Here is a 25949-nt window from a genome sequence, read left to right as displayed (position 1 = left end):
AGCGACAGTCTAAAATCAGCAGCAATATCGGGTTTACCGGTCATGTTTCGTCCACACTAATTTTTTTACATTGTAACCTAAATTTTTCGCTTGCTTTAAGTAGTCACTAATTACAGCTGGCGGGATAGTTGTTTCGCGCGATAACAGCCAAAGGTAATTCAGGTTATTGCCTGCCACCATGGCGTACTTATAATCCTTATCAATGGCGATAACATTATATCCTGAGTAAAACGGCCCAAAAAAAGAAACCTTTAGCCGGCCGGCACCGTCATTACCCACTAATTTAGCTTTGCCGATGCTTTCCTTCCATTCCTTATCAAGGTAATTATATCCTTTGTTATCTACCCTTATCGTACCATTATCTTTTAGATTATAATTCGCGGTAACATTATTAAGATTTTTCTCAAATTTAAAGTCCATCCGGCATATCTCGTACCATTTGCCAAGGTACTTGTCTTTATTAAATGGTTTGACAGCTTTGGCACCTTTTGGGATGGATACACATGAAGAAAGACCAATCATAAGGGCGGCCGTCCCTACCCCGGCACGTACAATTTGCCATTTGTTTAATTTCATTTATTAGCAACCCGCTATGATCCGATTTGTTTATAAAATCCAAGGATCACATCAATAATAGCCGGAAATTAGAACGGCAATTTGGAAAAGACACAAAACGAAAAAAAGCACCCCGTAAAATTTACGAGGCACGCATTCACACAAGTAAAAAATTATCACTTAATAACGGTCAAAATTGCATCGCCAACCTCATGCCCTGCGTTTGCTTTAAAATCAAGCCCAAGCAGTTTGGCCATGGTTTGTGCCAATTGCTTGTGGTAAGTAGTAGTTTGTGTTTTGATCTCGCCCATTGGCTTTGTATCCGGGCCTATGACAGCAAACCACGTATTTTCTGAACCTTTAACGTCTGCTCCGTGGTCGCGCCACTTATCCATTGGTTCGTTGCCCCTGCCATGGTCACAGGTGATCAGTAAAGTTGTGTTGTTCTTATAAAATGGATCGGCCTGAACCATATCCCATAATGCTCTGATAAAACCATCTTCCTGTTTTGCACGTTCCAGATATGATTTGTAGTTACCTTCATGGGCCATATCATCGGTTTCATCAAATGCCATGTACAAAACACGCGGCTTGTACTGTTTAATATATTCTTTACTATATTCAAAAGTCAAAAAATCCGACCGGGTGGAGTCGCCCAGGTAGCGGGGTACATTCCGCTGCAATTCATTCAAGTATTTAAGCCTTGCATTGGCATCGGTATTCTTCAAATCGGCATAGCCAGAATAAACAGGCAGGCCAGATCTAAGAACATTAAAGATCTGCGGAAAACGCTCCCACGAAGAGAAGGCAATAACCTTCCCTTCAAATCCCTTTTGTTTATTGATGTACTCCAACACATTCGTGTTAGGGTTATTTACGGCATCGTTAGTATTCATCCGGGCATCCGGAAAACCAGTAAAAATCTCGTTATATCCCGGGTACGAGAAATGATACGGATTTGAAAGCTCATCTTTATTACCCAGATCCCGGTTACCATATATTTGCCCTTGCTTACTCACTACGCTCCATAAAAATGGGAACAGAATTTTCCGCCGCTCTTCTGCCGATGCCGCCCAGTATTTCTTACGAACTACATCCTTATCACTGGTATATTTAGCACTGATCATAGCCGAATCGGCCCCACGAAATACCTCCTGCCAGCGCATACCGTCGAGCGTAACGACAATGAGGTTTTTTGTTTTAGTAGTTTGCGCGTATGCATTTGGCAGCAAGGCTGCAATTGCAATAAATAAAAGCAGTTTTTTCATAGTATTTTTTAATAAAAAGGGGGCCGCAATGCGGCCCCCTTGGTTTATAATTAACTATTTAAGTATCCACATTACACCATTTATATCATCGTTACCACCAAACTGGCTATCCAATGCCGCTTTATAGTTTTTAGCATTTGACGTACGCTCTGCCGATGGGTATTTAAACCGGACCGCTATACGGCTGCCGTTACCTGTACCCGGGCCGGTTGTAAAGGTAGGGATGCCGGTACGGCGATAAGTAAAGTATGACTCTAAACCCGAGTGCCTGAACAAGGCCAGGTATTTTTGTTGCAAAATACGGTTAATGCCCGCTGCGTCGGCGGTATATTTCACGTTTGGCTGGTTGTAATAGGTAGTGAAGTTAGCAGTAATGTTAAAGGTATCATAATTGCTGCCAGCGCTTACATCTGTTGAACCGGGGCGATAGAAATAAGCGGTAAAAGTACCTGCATCCGGGATGCCATAAGCGTTCATAGATGCTTTAATACCCGCCTGGTAATAAGTCTCGGCATTGGCACCGGTTGCCCAGCCACGGCTTATACCTTCGGCAATGTTAAACATTAGTTCAGGGTAGCCAATCTGGATGCTTGGCTCGCCGGTGTAAGTTGAGTAAAAATGCTTGCGGTTAATGAACGAGTATTTTTGCAAACCTGCATTATTATACATTATACCCAAATCCAATCCCGCATCGGCACCAACAAATGACGCAAAGTCTGTTGCGCTTTGTTTAGCATTGTCAACCAGGTCGCGGGCTGGTTCGGCAGTTACAAACACCCGCGGATCTTTTAACGAAGTAAGTAAGCTGATGTAAGTTGCCGATGAATTTTTACGTGATCCGCTTTGGCCAAAGTTGTTTGGGTTTTGCGGGTAGTAATTATTTGGCGCAACAAAGGTGTATTGCAGGTTATCTGATGAGCTGGTCATCAACGGATATTTTGCAGGGGTGTTAATGATGTTCGCAAAACGGGTCGTTACTTTCAAATCAGCATCGGCTGTTTTTTTGCTTAATTGTACCAACAGGCGAATGTTTAATGCATTTATCGCCTTTTGCCATTTGCTTAAATCGTTGCTAAAATAAATATCGCCACTTAAGGTAGCACCGGCACCTGTACCGCCTACAGATGGGTTTTTAATTAATTGATCCAAGTCGGCGTTAGCGCTTTCCAACCAATCTAAAGATTGTAGCATCACAGTTTTTTGGGTATCGTAAACAGGCTCTAAACCATCAAGCCCTTTTAGAGCCTGGGTCATTGGGATATCGCCCATTTCTAAACTCATTTTGCTAAAGAAATAAGCCCGGAAGAATTTGCCCAAAGCCTCATATGGGTTAACGGCGGCACCACCTGTCGCGGCAGCCTGCTGTTCCATAGCCACTACATTTTTTAACGTGGTGTAATAATCGTCGCCCCCGCCAAAATCATAACGGTTGTTACCGTAATAATCATAATTGTAAAGGTAATATTGTGCGTAAATCTCCTTTTGACCATCCGGCTGATCGGGAAAGCTGTTTAGCACACCGTTAAACAAAAGAGAAGCCGGTACATTATTGGGTTTATTTACGTTTTGAGTGAGTTCGTCAAAACTCTTTTTACAACTGGTTACACTCAATAGCATAGCTAATGGTAACACATATATTTTAAATATTTTTTTCATGTTTTTACTACTTATCAGTGTTAAAATGATACGTTTAGGTTAAGGCCAAAACTGCGTACTGTTGGTGATTGCAAGCCTGTTGAAGCGGTTGCGTAGTTGTACTGATCCAGATCGACATCTTTAAAGCGCTTGTCCTTGTAGAAATACAACAGGTTACGGCCGTAAATTGATACTGATGCTTTTTGGATGAAGGTTTTGGCCAGCATCTCTTTAGGGAAATCGAAACCAAGCGTTACCTCGCGCAATTTGGTGAAGGTTTTGCTCATCAGGTTCGACTCGTCAACATTGTAGTACTTACTCACATAATCCTGAACAAAGGCAACCTGAGTGTTTGGCTGATATTGTAAAGCGCTGTAATTAAGCACAGCACCTGTGTTAGAATCATAGTTGATAGACGTTCCGTTTGAAACAACGACACCCTCACCCACATATGATCCGTTGTAACCGGCCTTACCAAAGTTAGACCAGTCGTTATAACGTGCAGCACCCAGGGCACCTTCGGCAGTTTCGGCATTCGAACCACCACGCATGGTTTTGTTGTGCATGTAATCGATAATTACACCACCAACTGAGCCATCCAATTGTACACCCAAACTGAAGTTTTTATATTGAAATTTATTGTAAATGCTCCAGCTGAATTTCGCTGTTTCGTTACCCAGGAACTGGGCTACCGGGTTAACCAATGGTTTACCGGCCGCATCATTGATGATCTTACCATCTTGTGTGCGTACAAAGGCAGTACCGTATAGCTTATCAGTACGGTCACCAGCTTTAAAGAAAGTATTATAAACTCCCTGGCCGGCAGGTAATTCTTTATAAATTTCTTTGTAGGTAGATATATTGGTTAAGATATTCCAGCTAAAGCCTTTAGGGTTCTGGAATACGGCACCACTTAAAGAGCCTTCATAACCTGTCTTTTTAGTTTTAAGCGCGTTCAGGTACTCGATAGTGTACCCTGTTGCTGTCGATATGGCGTTTGGCAAGATCCTCGGCCCATCGATATACTGGAATGCCGTACCGCTAAAGCCTAAACGGTTTTGCAGGAATTTGATATCAAAACCTTCCTCGTAATTGACGCGTGTTGATGTTTTGATACCGTTTTGGTATAAATAATCTGATGCGTAACCTGCAGTTTGGCTGTTATAAGGCTTGCTGGTTGCGTATGATGTATTTAATGAATAATCCGGGCCGTTATATGGTGACGTATAGGTATTACCATAACCCAGCGGGTTGTTAAACAAAGATGCACCTGTGCTGCCACCAAATACGGTAATCGAGCTGAATGGAGCAGGGCCAATTGTGGTTGAAGTAGCATCCGAACGAATGTTGGAGAATGATGCACGGCCTTTTAAGAAGGTAATAAATTCGGGCATCTTAATGTACTCAGAAACTACAGTGGCTACCGATAAGCTTGGATAGTAGTAAGTGGTCGGCACCTGGAATGCAGATGATTTATCGATACGGCCGGTACTTGAAATGGTAGCATATTTACCTAAGCTGGCATCTAATGAATAGTAAGCACTCAATACCCGCATACCCGAATTAAAACTGGTAGCCTGCACCGGGTTTTTAGAGTTACTGAAAGAGTAAACTTCTGGTACGTTCAGGTAATCTGTAGATACCCAGCTGGAGTTGTACGATAAGTTACGCATATTACCACCCACTAAACCCGATAGGTTAAGGAATTTTTTAACAGTGTAATCATAGTTTACCATCACCTCGGTATTGTTATCGAAAAGATCGCGTCTGTCTTCACGATAGTCACCTTCATTTCCTTCACGGCCGTATGGGTGGGCCGAGAACGGCATTTTTTCTGTCCGCAGAATATTGTAGGTATCAACCTGTGAACGTACTGTTGCATTCAGGTTATTATTGATCTTGTAGTTGGCCAATAAATAACCGGTGGTATTGGTTTTGTAGTGCCCGCGTGTCCATTCTTGTGTCATGAACCAAGGGTTATGGTAGCGGGTATATTCTGCAAATTGCTGTTGGATACCTACTTTACCCGGCTGCCAAATAGCTTTGATATCTGGCGCATTAACGTCCCAGTCGGCACCTGTCCATATGGCCAGGTTGTATATTAAGCTGTTTGGGCCATAGCTAACATCAGGGAAATTATCAGTTGTTTGGCGGTTAAAGTTTACGTTACCTTCAAATTTCCAACGTGGGTTAGGGTTAAATGAAGCGTAAAGGTTCGCATTTGCAATGTCTAAATATTGAGAAGGGATATAGCTGTTCTGGTGCTGTTGCGAAGCAGATAAGCGGATAGTGTAATTATCGCCGTTAGATGTTAAGGCGATGTTGTTGTTGGTTTGGTAACCTGTGCGTAAAAAGTTATTCAGATTGTTTGCACCACGTGCAGTATATGGTGTAGCCTGGCGTACGCCGTTAATAACAGGGCTATCATATTGCTGTATCAATTGGCCGTTAAAGTAAGGGCCCCAGATATCGTAATCTGCATCTACACCACCCGGTGCACCACCTTTACCATCAACAAACTGGTAAAAAGTATTTTCGCCCGCACCATATGAATGCTGCACGCGGGGGAATGCTAAAAAACCTTTGTTAATTACCGTACTGCTATTAACATCAATAGTTAAGCCTTTTTTATTTTTGTTACCTTTTTTAGTGGTTATTAAAATAGCACCATATGACGCACGGTTACCGTAAAGCGCTGCAGCGGCAGGGCCTTTCAGTACAGTATAAGTTTCAATATCATCAGGGCTGATATTATACGTATCTGTATTGATAGGGAAACCATCTACCACATATAAAGATATGGTGTTACCACGAATAGCAACATTTGGATTACCCAATAACTCAGCAGAGGGGCCTACCGATAAACCGGCAACCTTACCAATCAAACCTGTAATAGGGTTTGGATCGCGTGCAAGGGTTAAATCGCTACCCTTTACTGTAGATACTGCGTAACCCACGCGGCGGGCATCTTTGCTTACACCCAGGGCGGTTACCACTACTTCGTTAAGTGTTTTGCTATCGCCTTTTAGATTAACCACCATGCTGGATCCGGTTCCGACAACGGCTTCCTGTGGTGTAAAACCCAAAAATTTAAATTCCAGTACCTGGCCCGGGCTCGCCGTAATAATAAAGCGGCCGTAAACATCGGTTGTGGTACCCTGGCTGGTGCCTTTTAGCATTACGCTTACACCGGGCAGTGGTTGTTTGGTCTCGTCGTTAACGGTACCGGTAATTTTGGTTTGCGCCAGCATAATAAGCGGCGAAAACAGGCACATTAATAAAAATGCGAGCCTTTTTAAATTGGGGTAGATTTGTTTCATTCTGCTAAATAATTTTCGTGAGAGATTATTTAGCAATACTAAACACTGTTTATTATTTGTAAACTAAGTTTAGGTTAAGTAAACTTTAAACCTTTATTGGGATAAGGTTAACGACTGATTGAAGTGTTAACAAAAGCTACACAATTACATTAAAGAAAATTAACATGGCACAACTATCAGCTATAAATTATACTGAAGGTGCTTGATAGATAATTTTTTCAAATGCGCTATATTATCAACAGGTATTTCTGTTATTTTGGCCTCGTCGTCCCAAACACGCATCCGGATGATCAGGTCCGCATCCGGGTTTTGTTCAAAAGCTTTAGCTTCATCGGCACTCATCACCCCTCCCTGAAAATTTAACGTGGCGCGGCTCGCTTCAGATAATTTTTCAAAATATTCGGGGTGCTTAAAGGTCAAATACCTTTTGGCAACCACATGGCCGTTTACCAGGGCCGCCAGCCGTGCAGAATAGCCTCGTTCCAATAAATATTCGGCGCCCAGTTTCTCGTGATCAATGTTGCCCATACCATCCATGCTGCCAACCTCGGCACCGGCAGCACACAAGTGCCCGATGTCATGAAAAAAAGCGGCCAGTATTACCTCTTCATCGTACCCTTCGGCTTCGGCCAAAGCTGCCGCTTGCGACATGTGTTCTATTTGTGACACCGGCTCGCCAATATAATCTTCATCACCGTGTTGTTCATACAAACCAAACACTTGATCAGTGATTTCTTCGGGGCTACGTAGGGTAATATTCATGGGTAAATATAATTAGTAAATGAAGTACTTTAATATTACGACAAAATTAACATTCGATGAAAAAATTAGTATCCTATTAATAAAGCTAAATACCTTGCCTTGTTTAAAATTATTATCTACTTTTCGGCTATTCAACAACTGATAACCAATGGAAGATGATGTACTGATACAGATCAGTAACCGGATCAAAGACCGCCGCCGCGAAAAAAATATTACAGTGCAAGAGCTTGCCCAGCGCGCCAATGTAAGTAAAGGTCTCATATCTCAAATAGAGAACAGCCGTACTATACCCTCTTTAATTGTATTGATAGATATTATTAAAGCGCTGGAAATTGATATGAATGTATTTTTCCAGGACATTCATGCGGGTGGCAACAAGTTCCCGCTCATTATCCGCAGGCAAGCCGAGTATCATCACTTTGAAAAGGAACATGCCGACGGTTTTCACTATCAGCGCATCTTTACCCAATCTATCAAAAACTCAACGGTAGACATTGTGATATTGGAATTAGAGCCAAATGCCAAACGCCCGCAGGTAGAAACCGAAGCGTATGAGTATAAATACATACTAAAAGGTACCATCGAATATCAGTTCGGCGAAGACACTTATACTTTAAAAGAAGGCGACTCGATGTTGTTTGACGGCCGGCTACCGCATACACCTCGTAATAAAGGCAAGAAAAAGGCCAGCATGCTGGTGATTTACTTTTTTGAAGATAAGAATTGAGTTAAACATAATTTAACACAAACTTAGTTTAATATTAATAAACTAAGTTTAGTTTTGCTAAACAATAATTATTTATTATGTCTGTAAAACTGGTAGTGTTTGATATGGCCGGCACCACGGTCAAAGATGAAAATAAAGTGGCCGATACTTTCGCGGCGGCTATGCAAAAATATGGGTATACCGTGCCTATTGACGTGATAAATCCATTAATGGGTTATGAAAAAAGCGTGGCGATAACCAAAATGCTGGAGCTTTACGAACACGACAAAGCCAAGATAGTTCATGAATTGATCGGCAATATCCACAGGGAGTTTATTGCGCTGATGATCACTTACTACCAAACAGCACCTGTTTTAGAGGCATTGCCAAATGCTGAGGATACTATGCTTAAACTACGTAGCCAGGGTATTAAAATAGGTGTTAATACCGGGTTTTCTAAAGATATAGCCGAAACTATTGTAGACCGCTTAAAATGGCGCGAAAAAGGTATTATTGATTTTTTAATAGGATCTGACGAAGTGCCCGAAGGCAGGCCTAACCCGGCAATGATTAACCACCTGATGAATTTAGCCGGAATTACAGATCCGTTACAGGTGGCAAAGGTTGGCGATACCGAAGTTGATGTACGCGAAGGCCAAAATGCAGGCTGTAAACACATAATAGGCGTAACTACCGGCGCCTTTACACGTGCCGAACTGGAGCCGTACCATCCAACGCAAATTATTGATGATATTGCTGATGTGATTGAGATCATTAAATAAAAAAACAATGCAGCTAACCGCGACGCTAAAGAACAAAATTGCCAAGTGGCCCTACTGGCTTATTTCGCTGCTGGCCGCAATATCGGCGTTTGGTGCCTATACGTCTATGTACGCTTTTCGCAAAGCTTTTACAGCGGGTACGTTTGCGGGCGATCAATACCTGCATATCGATTACAAAGTATTGCTGGTTATTGCACAGATATTCGGCTATATGCTGAGTAAGTTTTACGGCATCCGCTTTATTGCCGAAATTAAAGGGGCAAAGAGGGGGCTTACTATTATTTTATTAGTGGCAGTATCCTGGCTGGCCCTGCTTGCCTTTGCGGTAACACCAAAGCCTTACAATATTATCTTTCTGTTCATCAACGGTTTCCCGCTTGGGCTTATCTGGGGCTTGGTTTTCGGTTATCTGGAGGGTCGCCGGTCTACCGAATTTATGGCGGCGGTGCTCTCTATCAGCTTTATTTTCGGTTCGGGGTTTGTGAAAACGGTGGGGCAAACGCTGATCCAGGTTTATGGGGTGAGCGAATATTATATGCCTTTTTTAACAGGCGCGCTGTTCATCGTTCCGCTTATCGGGTTTGTTTTGATGCTTGAATTAATTCCGCCGCAAACACCCGAAGATAAATTATTACGTACCGAGCGCTTACCGATGACTGCGCAGGAGCGCAGGCAATTTATCACCCGTTTTTTACCCGGCATTGTATTAACGCTTGTTACTTATGTAATAATCACCGTGCTGCGTGATATTCGCGACAACTTTAATGTTGAGATCTGGCACAGCCTGGGCGTTAATGACAAAAGCATCTATGCCCGTATAGATACCTGGATATCCGTTATCGTTTTGATAGCCATGAGCTTACTTATCCTGGTAAAAAAGAATCTACCTGCGTTCGCACTTATTCATCTCATGGTGATTTTGGGCTGCGTGCTGGCAGGCGCATCAACGGTAATGTTCTCGCTCAATATGATTGGTTCGGTTAGCTGGATGACCTTGGCGGGGCTTGGGCTTTACCTGGCTTACGTGCCCTACAACGCTATCTTTTTCGACAGGATGATCGCGACATTCAATTACAAGAGCAACGCGGGCTTTGCTATTTACGTAGCCGATTCTATTGGTTACCTGGGCAGCGTAAGTGTACTGCTCATAAAAGAATTGGGCAAGCCCAACATTAGCTGGAGCGAGTTTTTCAAAGAAGGCTTACTAATTGTGGCTGTTGCCGGAACCATTAGCGGTATTCTATCTCTTATTTATTTTCTACGATCTGCACGAAGCAGCAAAGCTACAATCAGCGCAGAATTAAACCTAACTACAATATGAGCATACCATCGGCCATTGTAATTGGCGCAGGTATTGTTGGTTTGGCCACCGCCCGCGCGCTGGCAATTCGCGGATATAAGGTTACCGTGTTTGAACGAAACGAACGCGCGATTGGTGCATCCATTCGTAATTTCGGGATGGTTTGGCCTATCGGGCAGCCCAATGGAGACTTATTTGAGCGTGCTATGTTATCGCGCAGCATCTGGAAACAAACCTGTGTGGACGCGGGTATCTGGCATGATGAGGTAGGTTCCTTACACCTTGCCTACAGCAATGACGAGTTGCAGGTGATTGAACAATATGCAGCCCTTAACAAATCGTATCGTGATTGTGCATTGTTAACTCCGGCCCAAACCCTGCAAAAATCAGCAGCCGTTAACCCGGCGGGATTAAAAGGGGCTTTATGGAGCGGAACAGAAATGATTTTGGAGGCTCGCGCTGCTATAGGTGCAGTGGCTAAACATCTGGAAGAAAAGCACAACGTTACTTTTTATTGGAATACAGCGATTAGTGAAGTGGATGGCACAACCGTAAAATCCGGTAAACGCAGCTGGCAGGCCAACGAGGTTTTTATTTGCAGCGGCACCGAATTTGAAACCCTATATCCAGAGTTATTTACCTCTTTCCAGATCACCAAATGCAAGTTACAAATGCTCCGTTTGGCTGCGCAGCCTAATAACTGGCGCATTGGGCCAGCCCTTTGTGGTAGCTTAAGCATGATCCATTACCCCGGCTTTAAGGCAGCGCCAGCACTTGAAGGTTTGCGTAAACGCTACGAAAAAGAATTTACTGAATACCTTAAATGGGGAATTCATGTAATGGCTGCACAAAATCATACGGGCGAGTTAACCATCGGTGATTCGCATGAATACGGACTTGTTCATGACCCTTTCGATAAAGATTTTGTCAATCAAATGATCTTGAAATATCTGGAAACCTTTACAAATTTTAAAGATACCAGAGTGATACAAACCTGGAACGGCATTTACGCAAAAATGACCGGCGGGCAAACGGAATTAGTGGTAGAAGCAGAGCCGGGGGTGACCATTATAAATGGTTTAGGCGGCAACGGCATGACCTTATCTTTTGGCCTTTGTGAGCAAGTGATAGCGGCAAGATCATAATGTTTCAACCCGGGGATATAGGTAGTCCGGGTAAGCTTTTACATCATAAACCATAATTAACGCGTTTAAGGCAGCAAGGCAAATAATAGTAATAAACATGGGGCTTAAGGGCTTTAGCGTAAAAACAAAACATTTAAATATCTTCTAAATATTTTGTTCGGCACTGCAATATAGTTGATACAGTGTGTAAATCAAATAAAAAATTACGAAATATTGTCCCTATGACAATTGACCTAATACCCATCCATCACAGCCCTTTGAATTCCTCTACATTCTTCATGCTTTAAAATCCGCTTTCAACCTACCCTACCATTATCCAATTTACAAGATCTGTGTGTACCGATAGCAAACAGCTATAAAAACCTAAGCTTCCCCGCAAACAATTGCTTCACATTGAAGTTATAAAACGGTTCCACTTTTAATTTTCAACCAATTTGGCCGCAGAACAACAAACAGGTGCCGTTAAAGGATTTAACGTATCAAGACTATTGCTCATACTCGGTTTAGGTGTGCTACTATCGGGCGAAGCCTATTTTGGATATCGCCTGTATAAGCTTTCTGACCAACAAGAGCAAATAAAAAAAGACTACTCCGACGCTAACAACATCACATTAGGGCTATTTTCAGTTGGCCAATGGCATGACAAGGTTGCAGGAATAGTGAATCACCAGGTGCGACACTTTACCATGACGCCTAAGCAAAAACGGGATTTGCAGGTAGAAGTTGAACAAATAGTATTGGCTTTGATGAATAAAGCGCAGGCTTTACTTGATAAAAAGCCAACATCATTAGGAGGCAAATTGAAGAAATTCGCTGTAAAAACTTTTGTAAATACCGACAAGATAAAGGCGCAGGCACCCGCTATCGCCAAATCTATCATAGCCAAGGTTGATAATCCTGCCAATAAAAAGCAGATGAGCAACATGGCTATGACCAAGTTTACGCAGGTAGAACATAGTGCATATTTTGACAGCGCAGCGACTGTAAACAAAGCGCTTACTGATAAACTGTATAGTAAATATTCAGTTTCTTCGCCTAATCAGTTTAATCAAAAACTTACCGCTCAGTTAGAAAAAATAAGGGCTACGATGTATACATACTGCTTTACCATGCTGGGCTGCGTGGTTGCGGTATTGCTATGTTGGTGGGCATTGCGTAAACGGGTTGATCTGCATGCAACACTTTTCATCATGTCGCTGCTATTTGCTTTTATCTTACTGGCAGTGGGCCTTACCGCTTCAATGATAGAGGTAGATGCGCGCATCCAATCGCTCGACTTTGTTTTACTGGGCGAGCATGTGGTGTTTAAAGACCAGGTATTATTCTTCCAGAGCAAAAGCATCCTTGATGTAGTTGAGGTATTGATTGCACAACCGGCTGTCGATTCGATCCTGGTAGGTGTATTGATACTGGTGTTTAGTATCCTCTTCCCTATCATGAAATTAAGTTCGACCGGGATCCATTTATTGAGTAAAAAGAAACTGGCCGAGAATAAGGTTATCAAGTACTTCGCCTTTCAATCGGGCAAGTGGAGCATGGCCGATGTTATCGTTATTGCCATATTAATGGTTTATATTGGCCTTAATGGCTTGTTAGAAAGTCAGTTAGCGAGTTTAAACATTAAAAGTAATTCGTTAACCATTATCACAACTAACAACACGGCATTGCAACCGGGATACATCGTATTTATTAGTTTTGTATTATACGGCCTTATCTTGTCGACAATCCTGAAATTTATTACTCCGCACGATTCTCATTAGTAAAGGGCACCTAATTCAATTATTTATTTAATTAGTTCAACATTGACAACTCATCAACAAAACCAGCCGGCAAAGAAATTTGGCCTGCCTAATATGATCCTTATTTTGGTGTTAAGTATTCTGCTATGTGGTGAAGCCTACTTTGGCTATAAACTGGATATTTTATCTGCCCAGCAAGAACAGATTAAAGAAGATTACAGCATGTCCAACAATATCACGTTCGGCCTTTTCTCGATGGATCAATGGCGCGACAGGATATCTGAGGTTGTACACGGGCAGATCCATGATTTTAGCCTTACCCCTGCACAGCGTAAGGTCATGCAGGTACAGGTAGAAAAGCAATTGCACGGGCTGATCAGTAAAACCGTGGCGCAAATCAAAAAACCGCAAAAATCGTTAGGTGGTAAACTTAAAAAATTTGCGTTTAACACCATGGTAGACGATAAGGATATTCACGCGCAGGTACCATCTTTCGCTAAAACCATTGTCGACAAAATAAATAGCCCCGCAAGTAAAAGGCGGCTGAAAAGTATAGCGACAACTAAAATTGACCAGTTAGAGAAACTGACTTATGACAGCACAAGCATAGCCAATTATGCAGTAACTAAATACCTGTATACCAAGTATAAAGTGGCAGATCCGGTTGCTTTTAATAAACGGATAAATGCTGACTTGGCTGCAATTCGAAAAGTAACCTACAATTACGCTTACGCAATGCTCGGCTGCGTGGCATTGGCGTTGGTTTTTTGGCTGGCCATGCGCAAACAGGTGCACCTGCACACCACGCTTTTTGTCATGTCGCTTTTGTTTGCTGTTATCCTTCTATTTGTTGGTGTAACGGCATCTGTAATTGAGGTAGATGCGCGCATACTATCTTTTAATTTTGGTCTCTTGGGCCAAAAGGTGGCCTTTGAAAACCAGATCTTATTTTTTCAAAGCAAAAGTCTTTTAGGTATTATAGAGGTACTGCTTAGCCAGGCAAAACCCGATGCTATTGCCGTTGGTATATTACTATTGCTGTTTGTTATAATCTTACCGCTTTTGCGTATGATAGCGCGCGGTATTCATATCCTGAGCCCTGAAAAATTATCGGAAAATAAAGTGGTGAAATACCTGGCCTTCGAAGCCGGCAAATGGGATATGGCAGATGTAATGGTAGTAGGTATTGTAATGACTTATATTGGATTAAACGGCATCTTAAAAAGCCAGCTCTCCAATTTAAATATCAAAAACGATTTTGTTAACACCACTACAGTTAATAACACGTCGCTGCAACCGGGCTACCTTATTTTTGTGGGGTATGTGGTATTCGCATTCATTTTGTCATACATTTTAAAGCGGATAACAGCGTACGAAGTTTCTGAACCCGGCAGGCAAATAAGGGGGTAACCCTTTATTTGGTAGGCGATATTGTCAGTGTTTTAGAGATTTCACTCCTGCTGAATGACCTATAAAATAACCGACGATAATAGCGATAACGACGAGTGCCCACCAAACGTACTGGAGCGTTTTTAAACGCTCTATAATTTTATTTAGGTTGAGTACCTGGGTTTGGTGTGTAAGCTTCTCGTTCTGCAATTTCATGTTCTGTTGCTGCAATTTAGAAAGCGTGCCATTTACCTCTACCGGCTTTTCCTGCTCTAATTGATAACGGCGCACAAAGCCACCTGCTTTCAAAAACTTATCCCCCTTGGGTTTAAGTACTAATTTTTCGGGCAGGTCATAATCACCATGCTTGCCTGTTTCTGCTATAAACCCTTCGCGGGTAAGGATCTGGACAAGCGAAAATGCTGTGGACTCATCCTGGTCAAAAAGTTCCAGCAACTGCTGTCGTGTCAAACTATCAGGTATACCAAAGGCTTCCAGCACTGCATCCAGCATCTCGCATTCGTATTCATTTAGTTCGATCATGCAGCAAATTTAAGGTATCTCGCCTTTTATACAGCGCAACAGTAAAAAAATACATTGGCTTCAGAACAACGTTTACATTCGAGTTTCGGGCGGAACAAAAAAGAGAGCCTTTTTACAAGCCCTCTTTCCCTAAACATACTCACTAATTTGGATATGCAGAACCGGCCTTCACCGGGATAATTACGAATCTATTGCGCCCTCGAGCAAGTTGATACCGTAATTTTATGATACAAATATTGATAACGACACTTATAACGGCCTTAAAAATAACTTAAGAATCTATTAGAAATCACCTGTAGAAGGTTACAATCACCTGATTGGTGTTTTGATCTATAATATGGTACGAAACATCTGCATCATGATATTGCAGCACCCGTTTTACGATGCCCAACCCTATACCGCTCCCTTGTTTATGCAGGGTGTTGCTGCCCCGGTAAAAGGTACCGAACAATAGGTTAGTGTCGGTAACATCCGGCACTTCGCCTGTGTTGGTAAATATGACATCAATTCCGGTCGGCTTTTGCCTGATAATGCATTCTACACATCGGTTATCTGAATACAGATAGCCATTTTTTAACAAGTTAAGCATCACCATCAGCAGCAACGTTTCGTCACCATCTACTTCAAGTTCAGTATCATCAGTAGTAAGGTTTTCTATCTCAAACTTAAGCTTAAAACCGGGGTTTGCGGCCGATATTTGCGCCGCAGCGTTAAACACTAGTTCGTCCAGCCGCGTTTTACCTAACGATATTGAGTGCTGGCGGTTATTGATCTCGGCCAGGGCCACCAGCGAGCTAATGATCTCTGATAACTGGAAAATATCATCGGCAATACTGGCAAGGTTCTTTTTCATGGCCGGTTCCAGTTCGTCGTCGTGTAAAATATTCTCCAATTGCGCTGCTATCCGTGCAACCGGCGTCCGCAACTCATGCGACGCGTTACCAGTAAATTCCCGTTGGCGGTTGTAAGCCCCATCTATCCTGTCCATCATCTGGTTAAATGCACTTACCAAAGTGTTTATCTCATCTTCGTGTTTTGCCTTTTTGAGCCTCACATTTAAATTCTTATCGGTAATGTCGCGGATCTGGGTAGTAAAATTATCAAGGGGCATCAGGTTACGCTTGCTCACGAAAAAAGAAAGGAACCAAATTAACAAGGTGCTGATAATAAAAGCGCCCATCAACAAATACTTTAAATAGACCAATTTACGGTTGCCATACGTATCTTCGGCAGATATCAGCACATAATAATTTTTTCCTTTGGATTGATAGAAAAGCCCTACCATTTCGCTCTTCCCTTTCCGTCTGATTATTTTGGGCTCTGTTTTAAGTTCTTCTAATTCGTCATTACTCCACGCTATACTGGTGGTATCACTACTATTGTAGATCAGTCTTTTAGCGTCATCAAAAACCAAGGTTTTTTCGTTATAAAGCCGCCTTACGCTATTACGGTCAAGCAGCTTTTGCATGTTATAATCAATTTCCCTTACATCCACCAAAATCTTGGCTGTATTTTCGGCTTTCTCGGCCAGGCGGTCTGCAAACTCCTCGCGCCTGAAATTGGCAAACAAATAATAAATGATCAGCATCACAGCAGCCAGTACAAATGAGAACAGGCAGCTAAAAATAAATGAGAACCGTTGCTTTAACGTCATGACGGTATTTTTAACGAGTAACCAAAACCTGCACGGGTATGTATAAGCGCTTTACCCCGCCCTTTATCTATTTTATTGCGCAGATAGTTGATATACACCTCAATGGTATTGGTACCCGTCTCAAAATTGATATCCCATACTTTGGTAGCAATGGTTTGCTTAGATACCGTGCGCCCCTGAGCCGAGGCAAGCAACTCAAGCAATTTATATTCTTTAGGAGTTAAAGCTATTTCATCCCCCCCGCGTGACACTTTTAGATCTACTGTGTTAATGATCAGATCATCTATTTTGTAAAGTTGCTCATTTTCATTTTTTGCACCTGAGCTGCGCCTTAACAAAGCACTAACGCGGGCAAGTAATTCTTCTAAATGAAATGGCTTAACCAGGTAATCATCGGCTCCAAACGCAAGGGCATCCACTTTATCCTGCACGGCGCTGTAAGCCGTAAGCATGAGCACAGGAGTTTGTTTGTCATTCACACGGATACGTTTACAAACCTCGGTACCGCTCAGTACCGGTACGTTAACATCTAAAATGTAGATGTCGTATTTGGTTATATCCAATTGTTTAAAAAAAGTACCACCGTCATACACGAGGTCGCAATCAAACCCTCTGTTACTAAAAAACAGGCGCAGTTCTGCTGCCATTTTATGGTCGTCTTCCAGTACTAATATTTTATACATTTTTAAATATCATTCAAATTCTTAGCCCTTAACAATGTTGTAGTAAAAATATTAAACTCCACTTCACACTGGCAGTCAACACTCAATTTTAAGCAAATTATAAGGAAAGGACAAATGGCGCTTATTTCAAAATATTAAATCGGGTAATAAAATTCTTACAATTAGTATTCTTATTTAGACTAATTCTTATTAATTTAGCGCAGTCAATTAGTTGACGCAATATTCAAGCAAATGAAAAAATTATTCATCGCCCTTATTACCGTATGTTCTTTCACGGCAAACGCGCAACAGAACACCCTGCTTAATCAGGATTTTTGGAAAAACACGCCCACCATTGCAGCTGTTAAATCGGAAGTTGAAAAAGGCAACAGCCCTTCACAATTAAACGGTTCGAGCTTTGACCCTGCGGTAATGGCTATCAATGCGCAGGCGCCGAATGATGTGATTACCTATCTGTTAGACCAACCTGGCAACACCACAGATAAGCTCACGCACGATGGCCGTACCTACATGCACTGGGCTGCATATAAGGGCAATGCCGAAATAATGGAATACCTGATTGCTAAAAAATCAAAGTTAGATGTAGAAGACAGCCACGGTGCCACCCCGTTTACTTTTGCCGCAGGTGTTGGTCAAACCAATACTAAAGTATATGACCTGTTATTAACTAACGGTGTTGATATCAAAAAAGAAGTTAACCAGGAAGGTGCCAACGCGCTTTTATTAGCCGTTAGTGGCGATAAAGACCTTACCCTTACCAACTATTTTGTAAGCAAGGGGCTTGACATTAAAAGTACCGATGCCGCAGGCAACAATGCATTCAGCTATGCGGCCCGCGGCGGTAATATTGATTTACTAAAAGCACTTTTGGCTAAAGGTGTACCGGTAAATCAAACCGCTATTTTAATGGCAGCACAGGGTCGTGGCGGCCGTGGTGCACCGGGTAGCGGCACTACGCTGGCTGTTTACCAATACCTGGAGGGCCTTGGTGTAAAACCCACCGCAACCAGCAAAATAGGCCAGAATGTTTTACATTACTTAGTACGCAAGCCTAATCAAGCCGAGATCATCACCTACTTTTTAAGCAAGGGTGTTGATGTTAATAAAGCCGATGAAGAAGGCAGCACACCATTTATTTACGCGGCGGCAAGCAGCCGTGACACCAGCGTATTTAACCTGCTATTCCCTAAAGTAAAGAATATCAATCAAGCTAATTTACAGGGTGTTACAGCCCTCGCTTTAGCGGTACGCAGTAACTCGCCGGCCATTGTAGATTTGTTGATAAGTAAAGGCGCTAACGTAAAGGTTGTTGATAACAAAGGAAACGACCTGGCGTACTATTTGGTTGAATCATACGGATCGCCAGGTGAACGCCCCTTTAACGGGCAACGTGCTGCAGATTTTGACGCAAAGCTAAAATCATTACAGGACAAGGGTTTAGATGTAAAAGCACCGCAAAAAAATGGTAACACACTTTACCACCTTGCAGTCGCTAAAAACAGCTTGTCGTTATTACAACATTTGCAGCCTTTGGGTATAGATGTAAACGCTAAAAATAAAGAAGGTGTCACCGCGTTACATAAATCTGCCATGATATCACAAAATGATGCCATGCTTAAATATCTTATCTCGATAGGGGCTAAAAAGGAAGCCACGACCGATTTTAAAGAAACCGCATACGACCTTGCAAAAGAGAACGAAACATTTAAAAAAAGTAACACATCAATTGATTTTCTAAAATAAACTAATGAAACACCTCCTGAGATTTATATTTATCCTTACTCTTTTAATAATACAAGCAAACGTTTCATCAGCGCAGACTACCAAGTACAAATGCATGCTGCAAATGACCAACTACATGGGCGAAGGCGCTTACATTGTAGTATCGCTGGTTGATAGTAAAGGGGCCTACGAAAAAACCCTTTATGTAATGGGGTCTGATAAAAAATGGTACAAAAACCTGGCTACTTGGTTTAAGTTTTACAAAAGTAAACCGACTAATATCAGTGCAATTACCGGTGCATCTGTTACCGGGGGCGACAGAAGTGTTACCACCTTTGAGATAGAAAATTCCAAGATCAACGCCGGTTATAAACTACGTTTCGAAACAGCAGTTGAAGACAATAAATATTACGAAAAAGACCTGGAAGTGCCACTTACCACAGAGGGTATTGCCGGTAAAACCGAAGGCACAGGTTACATCCGCTATGTAAGGTTAAGCGCCAATTAATATATTGAATGAATTGATATGACTATCTCGGTCTGGAGATACAGCCACCTTGCGTTGGCTGTATCTTTTTTTCTTTTTATTGCGCTTGCTTCCATAACCGGTATTATACTGGCTTTTCAGCCCCTGGCAGACAAAATGCCCGCCTATCGCGCTCATGACTTTAACCAGATTACTCTTTCGCAAGCCATCCCTTCACTAAAGGCCGCCTATCCGGATATCACCGACCTTAGCATTGATGCAAATCAATTTCTTATTGCCAAAGGCAATGATGCCGACGGTAATAAACTGCTGGCCTATGTCGACCCGCGTACGGGCAAGGTTTTAGGCCATCCGGGTAATCCCAATGAGTTTTTTCAATGGGTTACTGCACTGCACCGTTCGCTGTTTTTACATGAAGCAGGGCGTATTTTCATGGGCATCACCGCGTTTATTTTATTGCTTATCGCAATATCGGGCACAGTATTGGTGATACAAAGGCAACGCGGGGTAAGGCACTTTTTTAAGAAGATAGTTAAAGAAAATTTTGCGCAGTATTACCACGTAGTATTAGGCCGCTTGTCGCTTATCCCCATATTGATCATAGCTTTAACGGGCACTTTTCTGTCCCTAACTAAATTTGCGATATTTACGCAGCCTAAGAAATCGGCTCATGTAGATTTAAATGCGATCAAGGATGGGCCGAAGAAAAAGCTTTCTGAATTTGCCATTTTTAAAGAAACTAAACTGGCCGACGTTCAAAGCATCGAGTACCCTTTTTCTGACGATCCCGAAGATTACTACACCATAAAACTCAAAGACCGCGAACTCGCGATCAACCAAATTACCGGCGATATCTTAAGTGATGTCCCCTATCCTACTACCGTGATCTTAAACAACCTGAGTCTCGACCTGCATACAGGCCGGGCAAGTGCAATTTGGGCAATTGTGCTGGCGGTGGCAAGTGCTAACATCCTGTTTTTTATATACTCTGGCTTTATGATCACGCTGAAACGCCGGTCTAACCGCGTTAAAAACAAATACAAAGCTGAGGAAAGTAAGTTTATTTTATTGGTTGGATCTGAAAACGGCAATACATTCCGTTTTGCAGGGGCAATTCATCAACAGCTAATCAAAAACGGACAAACAGCTTTCCTGGCACAACTTAACGATTATAAAGTTTACCCACAGGCAAAGCATATCATAGTTTTTACAGCCACCTATGGATTAGGCGATGCCCCCACTAATGCTAAAAATTTTGAGAAACTGTTAGACCAGTATCAACAGTTGCACCCAGTGCAAACGTCGGTGGTGGCCTTTGGCTCACATGCCTATCCTGACTTTTGCCAATTTGGTTTCGAAGTTAACAACCTGCTCTCGCGCCAGCACTGGGCCGTTCCCTTACTCGAGATCCATACCGTTAATGATAAATCACCTGCTGAATTTGGCCAATGGGCAACAACCTGGGCGCAGATGGCCAATATGGATATAGAAATTGCACCCGAATTACTCAATGCTAAACCCACTGGTTTACAATCACTCACCGTTATTGAAAAAACGCCTGTGACACATGATGAAGGCGCCTTCCTGATCCGCTTGAAAACTCCCCGCAGAAGCAAATTCACATCCGGCGATTTGCTGGCTATTTATCCCGCCAATGATCACCGCGAACGTTTATATTCTATCGGCAAAGTGGGTAATGATATACAGTTAAGTGTGAAGCTGCACCGCGACGGTTTAGGGTCGGGTTACTTGCACCAATTGCAGCCGGGGCAATCATTCAAGGCCCGTATAGCGGCAAACCCGCATTTTTATTTCCCGCAAAATGCACCTGCTGTTGTGTTGATCTCGAACGGCACGGGTATCGCCCCGTTTTTGGGGATGCTTGATCAGAATACAAAAAAGATAAGCACGCATTTATACTGCGGCTTTCGCGGCCAGGCTTCCTTTGATCTTTACGAATCTGCCATAAAAAGCAATCTGTCTGGTGGTCAATTAAATGCGCTGCACGTTGCCTTTTCCCGCGAAGGTAAAAAACAATATATAAAGGATTTGCTTGCCCACGATGCGGAGATTGTTGCAGGTGTTTTAGCTAAAAAAGGTGCTATCATGCTTTGCGGGTCTTTGTCTATGCAAAACGATATGATAGAATTGCTGGACCATATCTGCCAAAGCAAACTGGGGGAAAGCATAAGCCACTATCAATCGCACGGGCAAATATTGATGGACTGCTATTAAGCCCGTTCATGTTATAAATGCCGGTATTTTTTTATATCCATGTTGGACGATGGGATGATGTTGCCATCGTCAGTAATCATAATGCAGCTGTAGGCCGGATATTGGCTTAGTAGTTTTAAGCCAGCCTCTTTACCCAAAACCATACATGACGTGCTGAAACCGTTGGCCACTTCGGCACTTGGGCCAAACACGGTAACGCTGGCTAATCCTGTAACCGGATAACCAGTAGCCGGATTAATAATGTGCGAATAGCGTTTGCCGTTAAACACCACAAATTTTTCATAATTCCCGGAAGTTACTACAGCCCCCTGTTGCAACGGAACGGTCGCAAACAGCTTATCCTTATGTAGTGGGTTAGTAATACCAATATTCCACGGTTTCCCATTTGGCTGGCTCCCCCAGGTACGCATATCACCAGATCCGTTCACTATCCCGGCCTTGATGCCCCTCGCCATCATCATGTCACGGCATTTATCGGCTGCGTAGCCCTCCCCTAAAGCACCAAAGCCTATCTTCATGCCTTTTAATTTCAAAAAGATAGTTGAGTTGGCTTTATCAAGGATTATATTTTGATAACCCACTCTTTCAACTGATTTCCGGATAGCTTCGGGCGAGGGCATTTCAGTCATACTGCCATCGAATTTCCAGATCCTGTCCATAGCGGCAAAGCTTACATCAAAGCCACCATTGGTAATCTTTGAAAAATTGATCGCGCGTTCGGTCAGTTCAAAAACCTCCCGGTCAACTTTTACCGGGCGGATGCCGGCGTTTTGATTTACTTGCGATACCTGTGTCTGCGGCCGCCAGTCAGATATCAGGTTTTCTATTCGGGTTATCTCCGTTATAACGGTATCAATATTTTGTTCGGCTGTTAACGAATCTTTGGCCACAATAGTAATATCAAAACGGCCACCCATAAGCTTCGTTGTTCTTTTTCGTAACACCTGTGCATTTGCCGAAAATGCCGAAGACAACAGTAATATGATCAGTATCTTTTTCATGAAATATATCCTCAACAAAAATACAAAACATGGCCCCTATTTGAGGTGCTAAAACCAATTAATAAGTAATATCATTAAAAGAATATCGCTTACTTTTGCACTATAAAATCCCTTCGTAAAATTTGGAAAGCAGCAACCTAAAGGCCATTACCTATTTTGATGAAAAAATCATCGCCGGGATAGCACTGCCGCAAAAGTTCACCTTTCCGTTTTTTTACGAGCCACACCCTTTAACAATATTAGCGGCCAGCCAACTGCAGAAATACCTGGAAACCCAAACAGAACTTGATCATAACTTTGGCCTAAGCGATGACTTACCCGGGCCACCCATAGGTAAGATGTTTGGCGTGTTGGTCGTTCAGGACGATGAGGGAAAACTGGGGTATCTTTCAGCCTTTTCGGGCAAGTTGGCCGGATCTAATAATCACCCTAATTTTGTACCCCCGGTTTTTGATATGCTTGTTGAGGATAGTTTCTTCGTGAAGGAACAGGAGGTGATCAACTCCATTAACACACAAGTAAAGGCTATAACGGGGAATGAAAGTTATCAAACACTCAAACAGCAACTAGCAAAGCGTACGGAACAATTTGCTGAAGAAATAGCCGCAGCAAAAAAACAATTAAAGATAAATAAGGATAACCGTAAAATACTCCGTGCCCAACAAAAAGAATTGCTAAACGATGTTGATTATGCAATATTTGAAGCCGATCTGATTAAACAGAGCCTGCACGACAAGCACCAGTTTAACGTGCTTTTAAACAACCGCGCACAGCAATTAGAAGATATAAAGGCAGGTATAGCGCAATTTGAAGTAGAAATTGAAGCGTTAAAAAACGAGCGCCGGGAACGGTCTGCCACGTTGCAGCAGCAACTTTTTGAACAGTATGTATTCCTGAACAAATACGGGCAAGAGAAAAATTTAGAGGCCATTTTTAAAGATACCATTTTTGGCAAACCACCCGCCGCTGCCGGCGAATGCGCCACGCCAAAACTTTTACAATATGCATTTTTAAACCAATACAAACCGCTGGCAATGGCCGAATTTTGGTGGGGAGCTGCACCAAAATCAGAAGTAAGGCAGCACAAACAATATTATCCCGCCTGCACCGGCAAATGCAAACCCATTTTAGGGCACATGCTGCACGAAATGGTACTGGACGATAACCCACTTTTGAACAATCCCGGCGAGCATGTACAGATCGAGATTCTTTATGAGGATGATGAATTTGTTGTAGTCAATAAGCCCTACGATGTATTGTCCGTTCCGGGGGCAAATATTCATGATTCGGTTTACACCCGCCTTAAAGCAGCCTTTGTTAATATCGAACCGCTTATTATCCACCGGCTGGATATGGCTACATCAGGTTTAATAGTCGTAGCCAAAACCAAAGATGCCCACAAGCGCATCCAGGCACAGTTTTTAAAACGCACGGTTGTTAAACGCTACACGGCATTACTTTCTAAAAAAATAGTAGATGACGGGGGTGAAATAACGCTGCCACTGCGTGGCGATCTGGAAAACAGGCCACGGCAATTGGTTTGTTTTGAAAGCGGCAAAAAAGCAGTTACCCGCTGGCAGGTCATCGGCAGGGACGAAACAACTACCAAAGTACATTTTTGGCCGCTAACCGGCCGCACCCATCAATTGCGGATGCATGCCGCGCACGAACTGGGCCTAAACGCACCAATTGTTGGCGATGATCTTTACGGCTCAGCTGCGGGCAGGCTGTACTTACAGGCAACTTACCTGGAGTTTATACATCCCGTAACCAAACTCACACTAACCTTTGAAGTGGCCGAAGAGTTTTAACTTTAAAACGCCACAGGGCTTTTATTAAACAGCATTGTTTCCGAAAGTCGATGTTAGTTTGTAGGTTTATGATCTAAATTATTACCATGAGAAGAATAGCAATTTTAGCAAACCTTAACCTGTCGCGGTCTATTGCCTTGCAGGTCATCATTTTATTATTTGCTTTTTCAGGCATTAAAGCGGCATCGCTTGGCGCAGAACCCAAAGACCCGGCAGTAATTGGCCGATGGGACCTGACTGTTAGCCAGGGCGGCAAAAACCTGCCTTCGTGGTTGGAAGTTCAAAAATCGGGCACACATACACTTATCGGCCGTTACGTATATGCATTTGGCAGCGCAAGGCCCATCTCTGAAGTTAAGGTGGCCGATGGCAAATACAGCTTTTCTATTCCACCGCAGTGGGAACCGGGCAACCGCAATATGGATTTTGAATTTGAAGTAAATGGTGACCAGCTAAAGGGCACCATGGTATATACCGACGGGCAATCCTATTCATTCACCGGTGTGCGTGCACCCGCGCTGATCAGATCGTCAGAACCTGTTTGGGGCAAGCCCATCCGTTTGTTTAACGGCAAAGACACTAAGGGCTGGCATACCGAAGGTAAAAACCAATGGACCGTTGAAAATGGCGTTTTACGGAGCTTGAAATCAGGATCGAACCTAATCACCGATAAAACCTTTACTGATTTTAAATTGCATATCGAATTCAGATACAAACAAGGCAGTAACAGCGGCGTATACTTGCGCGGCCGTTACGAGATCCAGGTAATAGACACCAAAAGCGGCGAACCGGAGCCGATAAATAACCAATTCAGTTCTGTATACGGTTTTTTACCGCCAAACAAAATGATGGCTAAAAACCCCGGCGAGTGGCAATCTTATGATATTACTTTGAAAGGCCGGATGATCACACTTGTTGCTAACGGCAAAATGGTTATTTGCGATCAGATTATTCCGGGCATTACAGGCGGTGCTATAAATAGTGCGGAAGGTGAGCCGGGGCCACTTTTGATCCAGGGCGATCATGGCCCTATCGACTACAGGAATATTATTATAACACCCGTTAAATAATTAAATACTACTTAACAAAACAACAACAAACGCCCCGACCATTTGATCGGGGCGTTTGTTATTACCGTAGTTTCAATTATTTTTTTTCGCCAAGTTTTAAACAGAATTCCGTCGTAAATTCAACCCGTTAACATAGCTGTTA

General features: G+C 42.8%; 20 protein-coding genes. 11 read left to right on the top strand and 9 right to left on the bottom strand.

The features are described 5' to 3' along the window. Window positions 1–33: 33 nt before the first annotated feature. From IDJ76_RS00615 to IDJ76_RS00595, 5 genes are all read right to left on the bottom strand, one after another. Window positions 34–576, bottom strand: a complete 543-nt coding sequence (locus IDJ76_RS00615) for a lipocalin family protein (protein WP_191159656.1) — start codon at window positions 574–576, stop codon at window positions 34–36. A gap of 155 nt (window positions 577–731) precedes the next feature. After that, window positions 732–1823, bottom strand: a complete 1092-nt coding sequence (locus tag IDJ76_RS00610) for an alkaline phosphatase family protein (protein WP_191159654.1) — start codon at window positions 1821–1823, stop codon at window positions 732–734. A gap of 54 nt (window positions 1824–1877) precedes the next feature. Next, on the bottom strand, window positions 1878–3479 hold the full coding sequence (locus IDJ76_RS00605; protein ID WP_191159652.1) for a SusD/RagB family nutrient-binding outer membrane lipoprotein: 1602 nt from the start codon (window positions 3477–3479) through the stop codon (window positions 1878–1880). Between the two features lie 20 nt (window positions 3480–3499). Continuing rightward, the gene (locus IDJ76_RS00600) at window positions 3500–6778 is read right to left on the bottom strand and encodes a SusC/RagA family TonB-linked outer membrane protein (protein WP_191159650.1); all 3279 of its coding nucleotides are present in this window, start codon (window positions 6776–6778) and stop codon (window positions 3500–3502) included. A gap of 180 nt (window positions 6779–6958) precedes the next feature. After that, window positions 6959–7540 (bottom strand): HDIG domain-containing metalloprotein, encoded by a 582-nt coding sequence (locus tag IDJ76_RS00595; RefSeq protein WP_191159648.1) that lies wholly within the window; start codon window positions 7538–7540, stop codon window positions 6959–6961. 148 nt (window positions 7541–7688) lie between these two features. Between IDJ76_RS00595 and IDJ76_RS00590 the strand changes: the two genes are divergently transcribed. The 6 genes from IDJ76_RS00590 (at window position 7689) to IDJ76_RS00565 (ending at window position 14622) form a co-directional block, all read left to right on the top strand. Continuing rightward, window positions 7689–8267 (top strand): helix-turn-helix domain-containing protein, encoded by a 579-nt coding sequence (locus IDJ76_RS00590; protein ID WP_191159646.1) that lies wholly within the window; start codon window positions 7689–7691, stop codon window positions 8265–8267. Between the two features lie 77 nt (window positions 8268–8344). Further along, window positions 8345–9028: an HAD-IA family hydrolase gene (locus tag IDJ76_RS00585; protein ID WP_191159644.1), complete on the top strand. Its 684-nt coding sequence runs from the start codon at window positions 8345–8347 to the stop codon at window positions 9026–9028. Window positions 9029–9035: 7 nt separating this feature from the next. Next, the gene (locus IDJ76_RS00580) at window positions 9036–10349 is read left to right on the top strand and encodes a DUF5690 family protein (protein WP_191159642.1); all 1314 of its coding nucleotides are present in this window, start codon (window positions 9036–9038) and stop codon (window positions 10347–10349) included. Then, window positions 10346–11473: a TIGR03364 family FAD-dependent oxidoreductase gene (locus tag IDJ76_RS00575; RefSeq protein WP_191159640.1), complete on the top strand. Its 1128-nt coding sequence runs from the start codon at window positions 10346–10348 to the stop codon at window positions 11471–11473. The genes IDJ76_RS00580 and IDJ76_RS00575 overlap by 4 nt, the downstream gene beginning before the upstream one ends. Window positions 11474–11907: 434 nt before the next feature. After that, window positions 11908–13233 carry a paraquat-inducible protein A gene (locus tag IDJ76_RS00570; RefSeq protein WP_191159638.1) on the top strand — a complete coding sequence of 442 codons (1326 nt, stop codon included), beginning with the start codon at window positions 11908–11910 and terminating at the stop codon, window positions 13231–13233. A 42-nt stretch (window positions 13234–13275) separates the two neighbouring features. Further along, window positions 13276–14622 carry a paraquat-inducible protein A gene (locus tag IDJ76_RS00565; protein WP_224746147.1) on the top strand — a complete coding sequence of 449 codons (1347 nt, stop codon included), beginning with the start codon at window positions 13276–13278 and terminating at the stop codon, window positions 14620–14622. Between the two features lie 24 nt (window positions 14623–14646). Here the strand turns inward: IDJ76_RS00565 and IDJ76_RS00560 are convergent, their stop codons facing one another. The 3 genes from IDJ76_RS00560 to IDJ76_RS00550 form a co-directional block, all read right to left on the bottom strand. Further along, window positions 14647–15144, bottom strand: coding sequence for a helix-turn-helix domain-containing protein (locus tag IDJ76_RS00560; protein ID WP_191159636.1), 498 nt, complete (start codon window positions 15142–15144; stop codon window positions 14647–14649). A gap of 289 nt (window positions 15145–15433) precedes the next feature. After that, window positions 15434–16798 carry a histidine kinase dimerization/phospho-acceptor domain-containing protein gene (locus IDJ76_RS00555; RefSeq protein ID WP_191159634.1) on the bottom strand — a complete coding sequence of 455 codons (1365 nt, stop codon included), beginning with the start codon at window positions 16796–16798 and terminating at the stop codon, window positions 15434–15436. Continuing rightward, the gene (locus tag IDJ76_RS00550; RefSeq protein WP_191159632.1) at window positions 16795–17481 is read right to left on the bottom strand and encodes a response regulator transcription factor; all 687 of its coding nucleotides are present in this window, start codon (window positions 17479–17481) and stop codon (window positions 16795–16797) included. The genes IDJ76_RS00555 and IDJ76_RS00550 overlap by 4 nt, the downstream gene beginning before the upstream one ends. 231 nt (window positions 17482–17712) lie before the next feature. Between IDJ76_RS00550 and IDJ76_RS00545 the strand changes: the two genes are divergently transcribed. Genes IDJ76_RS00545 through IDJ76_RS00535 form a run of 3 tightly spaced genes read left to right on the top strand, consistent with a single transcriptional unit; the run spans window position 17713 to window position 21925 of the window. After that, on the top strand, window positions 17713–19224 hold the full coding sequence (locus IDJ76_RS00545; protein WP_191159630.1) for an ankyrin repeat domain-containing protein: 1512 nt from the start codon (window positions 17713–17715) through the stop codon (window positions 19222–19224). A gap of 4 nt (window positions 19225–19228) precedes the next feature. Continuing rightward, window positions 19229–19711, top strand: a complete 483-nt coding sequence (locus IDJ76_RS00540; RefSeq protein WP_191159628.1) for a DUF2271 domain-containing protein — start codon at window positions 19229–19231, stop codon at window positions 19709–19711. Window positions 19712–19729: 18 nt separating this feature from the next. Next, on the top strand, window positions 19730–21925 hold the full coding sequence (locus tag IDJ76_RS00535) for a PepSY domain-containing protein (protein WP_191159626.1): 2196 nt from the start codon (window positions 19730–19732) through the stop codon (window positions 21923–21925). A gap of 11 nt (window positions 21926–21936) precedes the next feature. On the opposite strand, the gene IDJ76_RS00530 is transcribed toward IDJ76_RS00535, so the two are convergent. Next, complete coding sequence (locus tag IDJ76_RS00530; protein WP_224746146.1) at window positions 21937–22926, bottom strand: FAD:protein FMN transferase; 990 nt, start codon at window positions 22924–22926, stop codon at window positions 21937–21939. A gap of 122 nt (window positions 22927–23048) precedes the next feature. On the opposite strand from IDJ76_RS00530, the gene IDJ76_RS00525 reads away from it, so the two are divergent. Beyond that, a complete protein-coding gene (locus IDJ76_RS00525) occupies window positions 23049–24737 on the top strand; it encodes an RluA family pseudouridine synthase (RefSeq protein ID WP_191159624.1) in 1689 nt (562 codons plus the stop codon). A gap of 86 nt (window positions 24738–24823) precedes the next feature. Beyond that, on the top strand, window positions 24824–25807 hold the full coding sequence (locus IDJ76_RS00520) for a 3-keto-disaccharide hydrolase (protein WP_191159622.1): 984 nt from the start codon (window positions 24824–24826) through the stop codon (window positions 25805–25807). Window positions 25808–25949 lie beyond the last annotated feature (142 nt).

This window comes from Mucilaginibacter glaciei (assembly GCF_014773245.1).
Lineage (GTDB): Bacteria > Bacteroidota > Bacteroidia > Sphingobacteriales > Sphingobacteriaceae > Mucilaginibacter > Mucilaginibacter glaciei.
Note: the sequence above shows the minus strand (reverse complement) of the source record. Positions and strands in the feature narration are given on the sequence as shown.